The sequence below is a fragment of the Pseudomonas quercus genome (genome assembly GCF_012033695.1).
Classification (GTDB): domain Bacteria; phylum Pseudomonadota; class Gammaproteobacteria; order Pseudomonadales; family Pseudomonadaceae; genus Aquipseudomonas; species Aquipseudomonas quercus.
Genome location: NZ_JAAVJI010000012.1, coordinates 64,512 through 78,253, shown reverse-complemented (window position 1 = coordinate 78,253; position 13,742 = coordinate 64,512). Strand labels below are relative to the sequence as shown.

The window sequence follows — 13,742 nt, the reverse complement described above, 5'->3', positions numbered from 1 at the left end:
TGGCCTGCTCCCTACGGAGCCAAGCCAGAACCCGGGAACACGCCTCAGGTCAACGCTTGTTGAGCCGCTGCGCCAACCGGTCCCCGCCCAACTGAATCACCGCCACCAGCAGCACCAGCAACACGATCACGGTCAGCATTACCTGGGTGTCGAACCGCTGGTATCCATACCGGTAAGCGATATCCCCCAAGCCGCCGGCCCCCACGGCGCCTGCCATGGCAGAGCTGTTGATCATGGTAACCAAGGTGATGGTAAACCCGCCCACAATGCCTGGCCGGGCCTCAGGCAGCAGCACATGCCAGATGATGTGCCAGCGACGGCACCCCATGGCCTGGGCAGCCTCTACCAACCCATGGTCGACTTCGCGCAGGCTTACCTCTGCAATGCGTGCAAAGAAAGGCGTGGCCGCCAGCGTCAGCGGCACTACAGCTGCCCACACCCCATAAGTAGTGCCCACGATCCAGCGCGTGAAAGGGATCAGCGCCACCATCAGAATCAGGAACGGAATGGAGCGGAACAGGTTTACAAAGCCGCCCAGCAGGCGATTGACCAACGGTGCCTCGAAAATGCCGCCTCGATCGCTGGTCACCAGAATGACCGCCATGGGAATGCCTGCCAGTAAGGCGATCAGCGAACTCAGCCCTACCATCAACAGGGTATCCAACGCGCCTTGCAACAAACGCTCAGTCCACATAGCCCAGCACCTCTACCTGTTCAGCCCACTGACGAGCACGCTCCACGCACTGCGCGGGTTCCAGCGGGGACTGTGCGACGGACACCGTCAACTGCCCCAGCGTATGGCCCTGGATCTGATCAATCCCGCCATGTAACAGGCGTACGTGCCCACCCAACAGGCGGAACAGGCCGGACAGGTCAGGCTCGGCGGTGCCAGCGCCTGTGAACCGCAAGGCAAGCACCAGCGCTGAACCGCTATGTGGGATGGCGTGCAGCCGTGCTACCAAGGCAGGTGGCAAGCCCTGCTGCAGGGGCGCCAACAGCGTGCGGCTCACCTCATGCTGCGGGTTGCCAAACACTTGCCATACAGGCCCTTGTTCCACGATACAGCCTTGCTCCAGCACTACAACGCGATGGCAGATGTCGCGGATCACGGCCATTTCGTGAGTGATCAGCACAATGGTCAGCCCAAGGCGCTGGTTGATGTCTCGCAGCAGTTGCAGGATAGAGGCCGTGGTTTCCGGGTCCAGCGCGGAGGTGGCTTCGTCACAGAGCAGTAGGGCAGGGTCATGTACCAGTGCGCGGGCGATGCCCACGCGCTGCTTCTGCCCGCCGGAAAGTTGGGCAGGGTAAGCATCGTGCTTGCCTTCCAGACCCACCAGCGAGAGCAACTCACTGACTTTGCGCTGGCGAATGGCACGGGAAACACCTGCCACTTTCAGCGGCAGCTCAACGTTCTGCGCCACGGTCTTGGCAGACATCAGGTTGAAGTGCTGGAAGATCATGCCGATGCCACGGCGTACCTCGACCAGCCGGTCTTCGGTCAGTGTGCTCAAGTCAATGTGGTCAACCCACACCTGGCCTTCAGTGGGAGACTCCAGCCGGTTCAGGGTACGCAGCAGTGAAGATTTACCCGCCCCGCTGCGCCCGATAATGCCGAACACTTCGCCCCGCTGGATCTCCAGGTCGATGCCCTTGAGCGCGTGAACCGGCCCCAGGGCACCTTGGTACACCTTGCTGATGCCCTGCAAGCGGATAAGCGGCGTAGCGCTTTGAGGTGCTGAAACAGGCTGCTGGCCAATGGCGGTAGAACGGGGGGCGACCAGCTTGAGCGAAGGAGCACTCATGGTTTAACCCTTCCAGCCAGGTTGATAGAGGGTACCCAAAGACGTGTCCAGCGCTGCTTTGACGACAGGCGAGTGCTGGTAGATGTCGATGAATTTTGCTAGGCGGGGATCGTTTTTGTTCTTTGGCTGAATTACGAACTGAATCACGTATTCAGGGTGGTCCAGGCCATCGAAGAGCAAGGCGGATTCCGGGTCGAACGTCTTGGCCAAGCGGATATAGGCAGGATAGCCCTGCACCAGGTCGGCATCGTCATAGGCCCGTACCAGTTGAACGGCTTCTACCTGAAGGATCTTAAGCTTCTTGGGGTTGCTGACGATGTCGTCTTCAGTGGCCTTGTAGCCTACGCCTGGCTTGAGTTCGATCAAACCAGCCTTGGCTAGCAGCTGCAGGCCGCGGCCACTGTTGATAGGGTCGTTGGCGATGGCCACTGAAGCACCCTCAGGCAGGTCTTGGAAGGTTTTGTAACGCTTGGAATACAGGCCCACGTTATTGATGATGCCAGGGGCGTAAGACACCAGATCAAAGCCCGCCGCCTGTTTAGCGTTTTCAAGGAAGGGGATGTGCTGGAAATAATTAACGTCAATGTCGCCAGCCGCCAAGCTCACGTTAGGGGCGATCCAGTCGGTGTATTCCACCAGCTCGACTTTCAATCCCTGCCTGTCAGCCTCGGCAACGGCAGCCTCAAGAGGAATGGCAAAAGCGGCGGTTGTACCGACTTTCAGCGGCGCGTCAGCCGCATAGGCATTGCCGGCGATCAGGCCGGCACTCAATAGCAGCACCCGCAATGGGGTAAACAAGGCAGCGCGACCCATACCGTCCTCACATAATAGAAACCGCACTCAAGCGGTGTGTCTGTGATGGTCCGGTGGTCCGGTGGTTATACCCTAGAGGAGCTTAAAGAGAATTTGAAATAACCTTTGGCAATTGATATAGAAGCGGGCGTATCAAGGTTGCGCCAGGAATTTCCCCAGGAATTGGCGAGTGCGCTCATGTTGGGGTGCTGCGAATACGACCGCTGGGTCTCCTTGTTCAACGATCTTTCCCTTGTCGAAGAACACCACCCGGTTAGCCACATCTCGCGCGAAGCTCATTTCGTGGGTCACGATGACCATGGTGCGCTTTTCTTCGGCCAGGCTGCGAATGGTTGCCAGCACTTCGCCGACCAGCTCCGGGTCCAGTGCCGAGGTAGGTTCGTCGAACAGGATCACCTGTGGCTCCATGGCCAGTGCCCGGGCAATGGCAACCCGCTGCTGCTGGCCACCGGACAGCCGACGCGGGTAAGCGTCTTCCTTGCCCGCCAGCCCTACTTTGGCCAGCAGGGAACGGCCCAGGGCCTGAGCTTGGGCAACCGGCATCTTCTTCACCACTACCGGCCCTTCAATCACGTTTTCCAGTGCGGTGCGGTGAGGGAACAGGTTGAAATTCTGGAAGACGAAACCCACCTGCTGGCGTAACTGGCGCACCTGCACTTGTTGCTTGGCGATAGCGCGGTTTGCATCGATGGTTACGCCCCCCACTTGAATCCTCCCCGCGCTGGGTGTTTCCAGCAGGTTGAGGCAGCGCAGGAAGGTGGTCTTGCCCGAGCCACTGGGGCCAATCACTGCTACCACTTCACCTTCACTGACGGTCAGGTCGATGTTGTCCAGCACTGGCGTGTCGTTGAAACGTTTGGTGAGGTGTTCCACCACAATCATTGCTTAGGCTCCAAGTCGTGGCGGTTAACGCGGCGCTCCAGGCGGTTCTGGACGTACGCAAGAAGGCTGGCCAGCACCCAGTAGATCAAGGCGGCAGACAGGTACATGGCAAAGATCTCGAACGTGCGCGCTGTAACCAGCTGTGCCTGCCTGAACAGCTCCGGCACCTGGATCGTGGCCGCCAACGCCGTATCTTTCACCAGCGAGATGAAGCTGTTACCCAGGGGTGGCAATGCAGTACGTGCCGCTTGGGGCAGAATGGTTCGGCGCAGGGTTTGTGCCCGTGTCATGCCGATACTGGCCGCTGCCTCCCACTGGCCTCGATCGATAGAGCCAATAGCTGCCCGCAGGATTTCACACGCATAGGCAGCCATGTTCAGCGAGAAACCTATCAGAGCGGCCGTCAGCGGGCTCAGCTCAAGCCCTATGGACGGCAACCCGTAGTAGATCAGGAACAATTGCACCAACAAGGGCGTGCCGCGAAAGAACGACACGTACACCCGCGATACGCCCCGAAGAACGGCCAGCTGCGACAGGCGCATCAGCGCCAGCGCGAAACCCAGCAGCAGCCCGAAGAACATGCCCCCCAGGCTCAGTACAATCGTGAACCAGGCGCCCTGAAGCAGGAAGGGCAGTGACTCCAGGGCGATGCGCAGGCTGTCCTGGTTCATTGGGTAACGTCAGCGCCAAACCATTTCTGCGACAGCTGAGCCAGCGTGCCGTCCTTGCGCAGCTTGGCCAAGGCATCGTTCACAGCCTTGAGCAGCTCAGGTTCGTCCTTGCGCAGGGTAACGCCGGCTTCCTGGCGGGAGAACGCTTCTCCGGCCACACCCAGGCGGTCGCCAGTCTTCTTGACGGTATCCAGCGCTGCCAAGCGGTCCACCAGAATGACATCGATGCGCTTGTTCATCAGGTCCTGGAACTTGGTCGGGTCGTCTTCATAGGTACGTACGTCAGCTTGCGGCACATTCTGCTTAAGCCACTGCTCGTAGTTGGTACCCAGGCCTACACCTACTTTCTTGCCAGCCAGATCAGCAGGCTTTGCAATAGATGCAGCATCTGCCTTGCGGGTCAGTGCCTGGATGCCGGAGACCGTGTACGGCACAGAGAAGTCGTACTTCTTCTTGCGCTCGTCCGAAATGGTGACCTGATTGATCACCACATCCAGGCGCTTGGATTCCAGCGCGGCCAGAATGCCATCCCATTTGGTGGGTTGAATGTCTGCCTTCACGCCCAGTTCCTTGGCCAGGGCTTGGGACAGTTCCACTTCGAAGCCTGTGAGCTTGCCGCTTTCATCTACGAAGCTGAACGGCGGGTAGGTGCCTTCAAGGCCCACTTTCAGGGCGCCGTGGTCCTTGATCTGTTGCAGTTGCTCACCGGCATGGGCTTGGGCACCCAGTGCAGTGGCCAAGGCGAGGGCGGTAACGGCGAGGTGGCGTCGCAGGGCATTCAAGCGCATCAAGGTATCCTTGTTGTGTGGAAAAAGTCAGGCAGACCAGGCATCCGTGTAGGCAAACAGCGCCGGAGCACCACCGGTGTGCAAAAACAGAATGGGGCCATCGTTCAAACGCTGCCGGCCTACGCCGTCCAGCAAACCGGCCATGGCTTTGCCGGTGTAGACAGGGTCCAGCAGAATACCTTCCTGGGCGGCCAGCAATTTGATTGCCGCCAGCCCACCTGCGTTCGGTTCACCATAGCGAGGCCCGTAGTACTCGTCCCACAAATGGACCTTGAACGCGTCCGGCAACGGTACGCCCAACAGGTTGGCCGTGGCTTCAGCCAATGCCTGCACCTTGGGCCGTTGCTGGTCTTCATCGCGGGACACCGTCACACCAATGACAGGCAGCTGCGGCAAGCGTTCGCTCAGGGCCAGTGCAAGCCCCGCCTGGGTACCTGCGCTGCCGCTGGCCAACATGACCGCGCAGAATTCGACGCCGCTGGCATCGATCTGTTCAGCCAGTTCCAGCCCCGCGCGTACATAACCCAACGTACCGACTGGGCTAGAGCCGCCAATCGGCACGATGTAGGGCTTCTTGCCGCCGGTGCGCAACCGGGCAGCCAAGGCTTCCAGGGAAGCTTGAGCGTTGTCCAGGTTTTCCACGAGCTCCACGCGGGCCTCGAAGAGGTCAAGCAGCAAGCGGTTACCGTTGCTCAGGTAATCCGGATGTTCCGTTCCGGTAGGGTTTTCCAGCAACGCAAAGCAGGCCAGGCCCAGGCGAGCTGCCAGGGCGGCGGTCTGGCGTACATGGTTGCTCTGGATAGCGCCTGCGGTTATGAGGGTATCAGCACCTTGCGCCAAGGCATCGGCGGCCAGGTATTCGAGTTTGCGCAGCTTGTTACCACCCAGTGCCAGTGGCGTAAGATCATCGCGCTTGATGTAGAGGTCCCGCTCCAGCCAGGCAGACAGGCGTTCGAGCTTGTCCAGTGGGGTTGCGCTGGGCATCAGGTTCAAGCGGGGAAAACGTGAAAGCTGCTGGCTAATCATGGAAGGTCCGAGAGGTGGCCGGTCAGCGACTATAGGAATGCCACTCCGGCCAGGCAATACGTTCACTTCCGTATCGTGCGCAGGCCAATACATATTCCAACCCGTGAGGCGGCGTGAGAAAAGGGTTATTTTTTCAACGGGGCAATTTCCCGTAGAGTAGGCGTCGGAACGGCGCATGCGCACGCTTTCAGGACCTTGGGAGAAACGATCGTGAACCAGAACAACGGCGGCCATTGGCACCTGAACAGCATCGTGGGTGAACTGCGCGCCGCACGCGAGCAATGGCGTCGGCAAAATGGCCGAAGCTGTGGTTCTACGGGCGGCCGGGAGCTTCCCTCGCGCGAAGCCATGGCCACACTGCTCGAATACCTGTGCGGCGCCCTCTTTCCCATGCGGCTAGGGCCTGTAGACCTGCGCGAGGAAAGCGAAGACTTCTATGTAGGGCATACCTTGGATGCTGCGCTCACCCTTCTGCTGGCTCAAGCGCGGCTGGAGCTGAGGTACGCCGGGCGTCATGGCCCATGTAATGCCGAAGCATTGGACGCCACCGCGTTGACCCTTACCCAGGGCTTTGCTGCTGCGTTGCCCGGCATTCGCCGCTTGCTGGACACAGACGTACTGGCTGCCTACCAAGGCGACCCAGCCGCCCGTAGCGTGGATGAAGTGCTGCTGTGCTACCCCGGCGTGCTGGCGGTGATCCACCACCGCCTAGCGCATCATTTGTATCGGGCTGGGCTGCCACTACTGGCCCGTATTGCCTCCGAACTGGCCCACTCCAGCACCGGTATTGATATTCACCCTGGCGCACAGATCGGCCCCAGCTTCTTCATTGACCATGGCACAGGTGTAGTCATAGGTGAAACTGCGATCATCGGCGAACGTGTGCGCATCTACCAAGCTGTTACCCTCGGTGCGAAGCGTTTCCCGTCTACCGAAGACGGTAGCCTGCAGAAGGGCTTACCGCGTCACCCTATCGTTGAGGACGATGTGGTGATCTATGCCGGCGCTACCATTCTAGGGCGTATCACGATCGGCAAGGGGTCAGTCATTGGCGGCAATGTGTGGCTCACTCGCAGCGTACTTCCGGGGAGCAATTTGACCCAGGCGACGTTGCAGCAGGATGAGGGCACTGCTCGCTGAGCTCGTACAAACCCTAAGGCAGGGCCGCCTGGAGGGCGCCGTTTGGCGCAGAAGGCGTTTCATGTTTTAATTGAACGCTCGTTCAACTTAAAACATGTTCGCACGCTGCGTTCATCCGGAGGCCCGACCTGTCCGTGAGCAGTCTTTCCGCACCTGTTCGTATGAACCCGCCAGTATTCGCTTTTGCCGCTGGCGCCATCCTTCTCTTTGCTACCGTTGTGCTGGCCTTCCCGACCCAGGCCGGGGCCTGGCTGATTGCTGCTCAAAGCTGGGCTGCTAATACCGTAGGCTGGTATTACCTGCTGGCCATGACGCTGTACCTGGTGTTCGTAGTGGTCACCGCGTTATCCGGTTATGGCCGTATCAAGCTAGGGGCCGACCATGACGAGCCTGAGTTCAGTTACCTGTCTTGGGCGGGTATGCTCTTTGCGGCCGGGATCAGTATCACGCTGTTCTTCTTCTGCGTATCCGAGCCGCTGACCCATTTTGCCCACCCGCCGCAAGGGGAGGGCAATACTGCAGCCTCGGCACGTCAGGCCATGCAGTTGCTCTTCCTGCACTGGGGCCTGCATGGCTGGGGCGTATTCGCGTTCGTTGGCATGGCGCTGGCCTACTTCGCTTACCGCCATAACCTGCCGCTGGCGCTCCGCTCCGCGCTTTACCCTCTCATCGGCAAACGCATCAATGGCCCGATCGGGTATGCCGTGGACGGCTTCGGTATCATCGCCACCGTGTTCGGCCTTGGGGCAGACATGGGCTTTGGCGTACTGCATTTGAACGCAGGCCTGGACCAACTGTTCGGTGTGCCCCACAACCAGTGGGTACAGCTGGGGCTGATTGTGCTGATGATGGGGGCGGCCATTCTGGTGGCAGTGTCCGGGGTAGACAAAGGCGTGAGGCTGATGTCAGACCTGAACATGCTCCTGGCCTGTGGCTTGCTGCTGTTTGTGCTGTTTGCAGGCCCTACCCAGCATCTGCTCAATACGCTGGTGCAGAACATCGGTGATTACTTGTCAGTGGTGCCTGGGAAAAGCTTTGACCTGTATGCGTACGGCCACTCCGGCAGCTGGCTGGGCGACTGGACCGTGTTCTACTGGGCCTGGTGGATTGCATGGGCGCCGTTCGTGGGCCTGTTCATCGCCCGTATTTCCCGGGGTCGCACCATCCGTGAATTCGTGTTCGGTGTGCTGCTGATTCCGTTGGGCTTTACTTTGGCCTGGATGTCCATCTTCGCCAACAGCGCGTTGGACCTTCAACTGAATGGGGTGTTGGACCTTGCCAGCTCAGCCGTGGCAGACCCTTCGCAAACCCTGTACCTGATGCTGCAGCAGTACCCCTGGAGCCGCACGGTCATTGGGGTCACTGTGTTCGTAAGCTTTGTGTTCTTCGTGACCTCGGCCGATTCGGGCACGGTGGTGTTGTCCACCTTGTCTGCCAAAGGCGGCAGCCCAGACGAAGATGGCCCCAAGTGGTTACGTGTGTTCTGGGGTGCCGCAACGGCCATGGTCACAGGCGGCCTGTTGTTCGCGGGCAGTATCGATTCGCTCAAGAGCGCTGTGGTACTGACATCGTTGCCGTTCTCGCTGATTCTGCTGCTGATGATGTGGGGGCTGCACAAGGCGTTCTACATGGAGTCCCAACGCAAAATCGCGCAACTGTACTCGTTGGCGCCTACCACCTTGGCGGGGCGGGCGAGAGGGCGCGGCGGCTGGCGCCAGCGCCTGAGCCAGGCCGTGCATTACCCCTCGCGAGACGAGGTCTACCGGTTCATGGAAGGCTCAGTGCGCCCAGCCATGCAGGACCTGTGCGCCGAGTTTGTGGGCAAAGGGCTCAATGCTCGGGTGGAGGAAGATACGGGCCACGGGGCCGAAAGCCTGATCGTGACCCACGGTGAGGAGCGGCCGTTCGTGTATCAGGTGCGGATGCGGGGGTTCTTTACGCCGTCATTTGCCCGTAGTGGCATGGGCAACCGTGAGCTGACGAACCGCCGCTACTACCGTGCCGAGGTGTACCTGGCCGAAGGCAGCCAGGACTACGACCTGGTGGGCTACAACAAGGACCAGATCATCACCGACATGCTCGACCAGTACGAACGGCACATGCAGTTCCTGCACCTGGTGCGTTAAACGATCCCGCCGTTGGCCCTCACGACCTGGCCATTCACCCAGCCGCCTTCCGGCCCTACGAGGAAGGCGATTATCCCGGTGATGTCACCAGGCTCGCCTAGCCGCTCCAGCGGCGGCCGTTTCGCCAAGGCCTGCACCTGCTCATCGCTCTTGCCTTCGAAGAACAGGTCGGTGGCAACAGGCCCTGGGGCCACCGCATTCACAGTAATGCCTCGGCCTCGAAGCTCCTGGGCAAACACTTTGGTCAGGGACTCCACGGCGGCCTTGCTAGCGATATAAAGCGAGTAGTTAGGCAGGTTCATGCCCACGGTACTGCTGGAGAAGTTGACGATGCGGCCACCGTCATTGAGGCGGGTGGCCGCTTCGCGCAGGGTATTGAACGTGCCGCGGGTATTGATGTTGAAGGTAGCGTCGTAGAGCTCGTCGGTACTGTCGGCCAGCGAGACCATCTTCAAGATGCCCGCGTTGTTGACCAGTACATCTACCTTGCCCAAGGCCGCTTCGGCCTCGTCGAACAGCCGACGAACATCCGCGCTGCTGGACACGTCCGCCTTGATCGCCACAGCCCGCCCGCCTTCGTCGACGATGCGCTTGGCCAGTGCGTTGGCTTCACCTGCGCTGCTGGCATAGTTGATCACCACGGCAAAACCATCATCTACCAGCCGCAACGCAAGAGCCGCGCCTATTCCGCGCGAGGCACCGGTGATGAGGGCAACTTTCGGGGAAGGCTTGGGCATGGGGCGCTCCTTTGAATGAGTAGGTCCGGGAGGAAACCGTAGCCCACCTGAGGGGTGGGCTTGAATGAAACTGGCTCAATACTTGGAACGTAAAGCGTGAGGGAAGTGCTTATGAATCACTGCATGCTGGTAGGAAGGCCAAGGTGGTAAGAGATGCGGCACCAATAAGATTACCTCTTACGAATTCATTTTCATTGGCTCAACAATGACCAAACCGTCACTCATCGAACTTAAGCAACTTCACCGCCACCGGTGAGGCATACAGTTCATTGGCACTGTGCCCCACACCAGGTACCTCGGCGTTCTCTCGCTTTAGAGAGCTATGCCATTCCTTTCCCAGCAGCCGCTCATAGGCCAGGTAATAGCGTTGGCGCGCCAGCCGGCTTTCACCCTGGGCTTCGGCAGCACAGGATTTGTCCAGCAATGGGTGGTTAGGGTTATTGTCCTCTGCACCAACCAGGTAGGTGATATCGCGGGCGGCATAGCGTTTGAACAACTCATGTGGCATGGGTTGCCGGGGTGACAAAGCGGCGGGTACGGCTTCCAGCCCATAGCGGTAGTAGTTCACTTCCGGGCATTGAGCCACGGCGTCTTGGCCGAATGCACTTCCTTCAGGGCGTCTGTCATCGAAATACAGGTAGCTGGACGGGCTGGAAATGACATAGCGAACCTGAATGCCCTTGGCTGCCAGGCGCTGTTCGGCACTTCCAAATACGGTGTAGCGCTGAAGCAACTGGGCGCCGGCAGAGTGCCCAATCAAAGTGACCTGTTTGAGTTTGGGGTAGCGCGTGCCATCGCCTACCCAGGCCAGCAGGTCATCCAGTGCTTGAACAGGCGTGATGCCTACCTGGCCTTGTACCGAAGGCCGGCCTTGCATCCAGCGGCTGTTCCAGAGGGGGATGTCTGTGCCGGGTGGCGTGTCACGGGCCGTGAAGAAACCAGGCGCCAACAATAGCGTATGGTCGTCCGACCAGTGCTCAGCCGCTAACAGTTGCTGGCCAATATGGAAGTAATCCTCGGCATTGCGGCGCACGCCATGCAGGATGATCACGGCCTGTTCCACGGCTGGCCCAGGAGCCGTTACGGATTGATTGGCGAAAACGTCCAGGCCATAGGCCGTATTGATGCGTGCGGTTTGCACAGCCTGCGCGTGAGTAAGGAGAGGGCAGAGCAGAAACGCGAGGGGCAGCAGGTAACGAGGCAACATCCATAAACTCCATTTTAGGGCGGCCTCATTTTGAACTATTCAGTGCATAGGCATCAACGTGGGATATCGCCCAGTATGGTCGCCCGGTGCATTACCCGGCGTGCCGGGCGGTAATCGTCTACAGCGTAGTGTTGGGTCACACGGTTGTCCCAGAACGCCACATCATCGGCCTGCCATTGCCAACGGACTGTGAACTCAGGCCGGGTTGCGTGCGCAAACAACATGGGCAGTAGTGCCGCGCTTTCGTGTTCGGACACTTCATTGATGCGTGTAGTGAACCCGTCGCTGATGAACAAAGCCTTGCGTCCGCTAACCGGATGGGTACGCACTACCGGGTGGCTCACAGGCGGGTGGCGTCGCCGGGTTTCGTCCCAGCGCGCAAGGCCTTCAGCGGTATGGCCAAAGCGCTCCAGTGGGAAGGACTTGCTGAAATCATGAGTGGCTGTCAGCCCATCAAGCAGCCGCTGCAACGGCGCAGACAAACCCTCCCAGGCGGCGATTCCGCTGGCCCACAGGGTATCACCCCCATAGGCTGGCACGTGTTTGGCCGCTAGCACTGCACCCATGGCGGGGGTGGGCAGAAAGGTCACGTCTGTATGCCAGATGGCATTGTCGCGCACGTCTGTGACGGCGGTGTCCAGTATCAGCACTTCTGGCTGATCGGGCACGTTTGGGTAGATAGGGTGGATGTGCAACTCGCCAAAGGCCATGGCCAGACGCGCCTGCTGCCGTGGGGTCAGCGGCTGGTTGCGGAAGAACAGCACCTGGTGTTCAAGCAGGGCCTGCTCCAGCGCTGCTTGCTGCTGTTCATCAAGGGGCTTGGCCAGGTCGAGACCTTCAACCCGCGCGCCAATGGTGGGGTTCAGCGGGGTAATGGACAGTGTCATAGGGAGTTCGCTCGGTGGTCCAATACGAAAGGTGAGTCAGTGCCCTTGGCCATGCCAGGGAACCAGCTTGCGTTGCAGTGCGCGCAGGCCCAGTTCAAGGGCGAAAGCCACTACGGCAATAATCAGAATGCCCAGCACCACCACATCAGTAACCAGGAATTGCGCAGCGGACTGCACCATAAAGCCCAGCCCACGCGTGGCGGCGATTAGCTCGGCGGCTACCAGCGTGGACCAGCCCACGCCCAAGCCGATGCGTACACCGGTAAGGATGTCCGGCAGGGCACTGGGCAGGATCACGTGCCTGATCAGTTGCGAGCGGGTAGCGCCCAGGCTTTGTGCCGCCCGCAGGCGTGCCGGGTCTACCGTACGAACGCCGGTCGCCGTAGCAATGGCAATGGGCGCAAAGATGGCCAGGTAAATCAGCAAGACCTTGGAAAACTCCCCAATACCACACCAGATCACGATCAAGGGCAGGTAAGCCAGCGGCGGAATGGGCCGGTAGAATTCGATTAGCGGATCGAAGATGCCACGCGCGATGCGATTGCGCCCAATGGCAATACCTACAGGAATGGCGGTGATGATAGCCAGCGCCAGTGCAATACCAATGCGCTGCAGGCTACTGCCCAAATGCTCCCAGAGGGTTGAATCCATATAGCCTGTAGTGGCGAGCAACCAACCTTTCTCAGCTACGGCCGCCGGTGCGGGCAGAAAGAGAGGGTCAATCAGGCCGAAGTAAGTAACAGCCCACCAGGCCAGTAGCAGGCTGGCAGCGGTCAGCAGGCTGATGGTACGGGTGCTGATCTGCCAACCTGTTTGCTTAGGGATACGAGCAGTGGCCGACTGCCAGGCAAGCGGTGTGCTGCTCATAGGGCTACCTCAAGCATGTTCTGCTGGGAAAACACCCGTGACAGTACATGTTCACGGGTTTCGATAAACACAGGGTCGGACTTGATCGCTCGCGCGGACTCGCCTTCAGCAAAACGGCGGCTGAACTCAAGCGGCAGCCGCTCCACAATACGCCCAGGGTTGGGCGCCAGCAGTAGCAGCTCAGTGGCCAGAAACACCGCTTCTTCTATGTCATGGGTAATCAGGAACACCGGTTTTGCCGTACGCTTCCACACGTTTAACAGCAAGGCCTGCATCTGTTCACGCGTAAAGGCATCCAAGGCACCGAAGGGCTCATCCATCAGCAACACCCGTGGGTCGGCCGCCAAGGCCCGCGCGAGCCCAACACGCTGCTTTTGCCCGCCAGACAGTTCCCATACGCGCCGCTCACCGAACTGGCCCAGGCCCACCAACCTCAGTAATTCCTGAGCACGGGCCTCGCGTACCGGGCGGCTAATGCCCGCCAGTTCCAGGCCAAATGCAATGTTCTGCTGCACGTTCTGCCACGGCAGCAACACGTCATCCTGAAAGACCACGCCACGGTCGGCACCCGGCCCTTGTACAGGCTGGCTATCCAAGCTGATCCGCCCTGCACTGGGGGATACGAACCCCGCAATCAGGTTTAGCAGTGAGGTTTTACCGCTACCTGAAGGCCCCAGGGCTACCGTTAGCTGGTTCGGCCCCAGCCGTAAGGAAATGTCCTGCAACACCGGCGACGCAGCACCGGGGTAGTGCGCGCTGACATGGTCGAGTTCCAGATACGCCATGGTGTGTCTCC

13 protein-coding genes and 1 pseudogene are annotated in these 13,742 nt (G+C 59.8%); 2 read left to right on the top strand and 12 right to left on the bottom strand.

Translation table 11 applies throughout. From position 1 onward, the window contains the following. Positions 1-49 precede the first annotated feature (49 nt). The 7 genes and pseudogenes from HBH25_RS17840 to HBH25_RS17810 form a co-directional block, all read right to left on the bottom strand. Positions 50-694 (bottom strand): methionine ABC transporter permease, encoded by a 645-nt coding sequence (locus HBH25_RS17840; RefSeq protein ID WP_168085289.1) that lies wholly within the window; start codon positions 692-694, stop codon positions 50-52. After that, positions 684-1,712 (bottom strand): annotated as a pseudogene (locus tag HBH25_RS17835) (methionine ABC transporter ATP-binding protein); the annotation flags it as partial. The gene HBH25_RS17840 and the pseudogene HBH25_RS17835, both read right to left, overlap by 11 nt. A 93-nt stretch (positions 1,713-1,805) precedes the next feature. Continuing rightward, positions 1,806-2,615 (bottom strand): MetQ/NlpA family ABC transporter substrate-binding protein, encoded by an 810-nt coding sequence (locus HBH25_RS17830; protein WP_168085287.1) that lies wholly within the window; start codon positions 2,613-2,615, stop codon positions 1,806-1,808. 132 nt (positions 2,616-2,747) lie between these two features. Continuing rightward, positions 2,748-3,497 (bottom strand): L-cystine ABC transporter ATP-binding protein TcyN, encoded by a 750-nt coding sequence (gene tcyN, locus HBH25_RS17825; RefSeq protein WP_168085286.1) that lies wholly within the window; start codon positions 3,495-3,497, stop codon positions 2,748-2,750. Then, positions 3,494-4,168 carry a cystine ABC transporter permease gene (tcyL, locus tag HBH25_RS17820; protein WP_168085285.1) on the bottom strand — a complete coding sequence of 225 codons (675 nt, stop codon included), beginning with the start codon at positions 4,166-4,168 and terminating at the stop codon, positions 3,494-3,496. Before tcyL ends, tcyN begins: the two co-directional genes overlap by 4 nt. Beyond that, positions 4,165-4,956, bottom strand: a complete 792-nt coding sequence (gene tcyJ / locus HBH25_RS17815) for a cystine ABC transporter substrate-binding protein (protein WP_168085284.1) — start codon at positions 4,954-4,956, stop codon at positions 4,165-4,167. Before tcyJ ends, tcyL begins: the two co-directional genes overlap by 4 nt. Positions 4,957-4,983: 27 nt before the next feature. Then, positions 4,984-5,982: a D-cysteine desulfhydrase gene (locus tag HBH25_RS17810; RefSeq protein WP_168085283.1), complete on the bottom strand. Its 999-nt coding sequence runs from the start codon at positions 5,980-5,982 to the stop codon at positions 4,984-4,986. Positions 5,983-6,192: 210 nt separating this feature from the next. Between HBH25_RS17810 and epsC the strand changes: the two genes are divergently transcribed. After that, entirely contained in the window at positions 6,193-7,122 is a 930-nt protein-coding gene (gene epsC / locus HBH25_RS17805; protein WP_168085282.1) for a serine O-acetyltransferase EpsC, read from the top strand. 161 nt (positions 7,123-7,283) lie between these two features. After that, on the top strand, positions 7,284-9,248 hold the full coding sequence (gene betT / locus HBH25_RS17800; RefSeq protein ID WP_168085345.1) for a choline transporter BetT: 1,965 nt from the start codon (positions 7,284-7,286) through the stop codon (positions 9,246-9,248). On the opposite strand, the gene HBH25_RS17795 is transcribed toward betT, so the two are convergent. The 5 genes from HBH25_RS17795 to tauB form a co-directional block, all read right to left on the bottom strand. Next, positions 9,245-9,985 (bottom strand): SDR family oxidoreductase, encoded by a 741-nt coding sequence (locus HBH25_RS17795; RefSeq protein WP_168085281.1) that lies wholly within the window; start codon positions 9,983-9,985, stop codon positions 9,245-9,247. The two genes, betT and HBH25_RS17795, sit on opposite strands and share 4 nt — an antisense overlap. 217 nt (positions 9,986-10,202) lie before the next feature. Then, positions 10,203-11,192: an alpha/beta fold hydrolase gene (locus HBH25_RS17790; RefSeq protein WP_168085280.1), complete on the bottom strand. Its 990-nt coding sequence runs from the start codon at positions 11,190-11,192 to the stop codon at positions 10,203-10,205. A gap of 53 nt (positions 11,193-11,245) precedes the next feature. Beyond that, positions 11,246-12,079 carry a taurine dioxygenase gene (tauD, locus tag HBH25_RS17785; protein ID WP_168085279.1) on the bottom strand — a complete coding sequence of 278 codons (834 nt, stop codon included), beginning with the start codon at positions 12,077-12,079 and terminating at the stop codon, positions 11,246-11,248. A gap of 36 nt (positions 12,080-12,115) precedes the next feature. Further along, on the bottom strand, positions 12,116-12,946 hold the full coding sequence (tauC, locus tag HBH25_RS17780) for a taurine ABC transporter permease TauC (RefSeq protein WP_168085278.1): 831 nt from the start codon (positions 12,944-12,946) through the stop codon (positions 12,116-12,118). Then, positions 12,943-13,731, bottom strand: coding sequence for a taurine ABC transporter ATP-binding subunit (tauB, locus tag HBH25_RS17775; RefSeq protein WP_168085277.1), 789 nt, complete (start codon positions 13,729-13,731; stop codon positions 12,943-12,945). The genes tauC and tauB overlap by 4 nt, the downstream gene beginning before the upstream one ends. Positions 13,732-13,742 lie beyond the last annotated feature (11 nt).

Coding starts and splice junctions, on each gene's coding strand:
- HBH25_RS17830 (WP_168085287.1), bottom strand. CDS start 2,615: ATGGGTCGCGCTGCCTTGTTTACCCCATTGCGGGTGCTGCTATTGAGT.
- HBH25_RS17840 (WP_168085289.1), bottom strand. CDS start 694: ATGTGGACTGAGCGTTTGTTGCAAGGCGCGTTGGATACCCTGTTGATG.
- tauC (WP_168085278.1), bottom strand. CDS start 12,946: ATGAGCAGCACACCGCTTGCCTGGCAGTCGGCCACTGCTCGTATCCCT.
- tcyJ (WP_168085284.1), bottom strand. CDS start 4,956: ATGCGCTTGAATGCCCTGCGACGCCACCTCGCCGTTACCGCCCTCGCC.
- tauB (WP_168085277.1), bottom strand. CDS start 13,731: ATGGCGTATCTGGAACTCGACCATGTCAGCGCGCACTACCCCGGTGCT.
- HBH25_RS17810 (WP_168085283.1), bottom strand. CDS start 5,982: ATGATTAGCCAGCAGCTTTCACGTTTTCCCCGCTTGAACCTGATGCCC.
- tcyN (WP_168085286.1), bottom strand. CDS start 3,497: ATGATTGTGGTGGAACACCTCACCAAACGTTTCAACGACACGCCAGTG.
- HBH25_RS17790 (WP_168085280.1), bottom strand. CDS start 11,192: ATGTTGCCTCGTTACCTGCTGCCCCTCGCGTTTCTGCTCTGCCCTCTC.
- tauD (WP_168085279.1), bottom strand. CDS start 12,079: ATGACACTGTCCATTACCCCGCTGAACCCCACCATTGGCGCGCGGGTT.
- tcyL (WP_168085285.1), bottom strand. CDS start 4,168: ATGAACCAGGACAGCCTGCGCATCGCCCTGGAGTCACTGCCCTTCCTG.
- HBH25_RS17795 (WP_168085281.1), bottom strand. CDS start 9,985: ATGCCCAAGCCTTCCCCGAAAGTTGCCCTCATCACCGGTGCCTCGCGC.
- betT (WP_168085345.1), top strand. CDS start 7,284: ATGAACCCGCCAGTATTCGCTTTTGCCGCTGGCGCCATCCTTCTCTTT.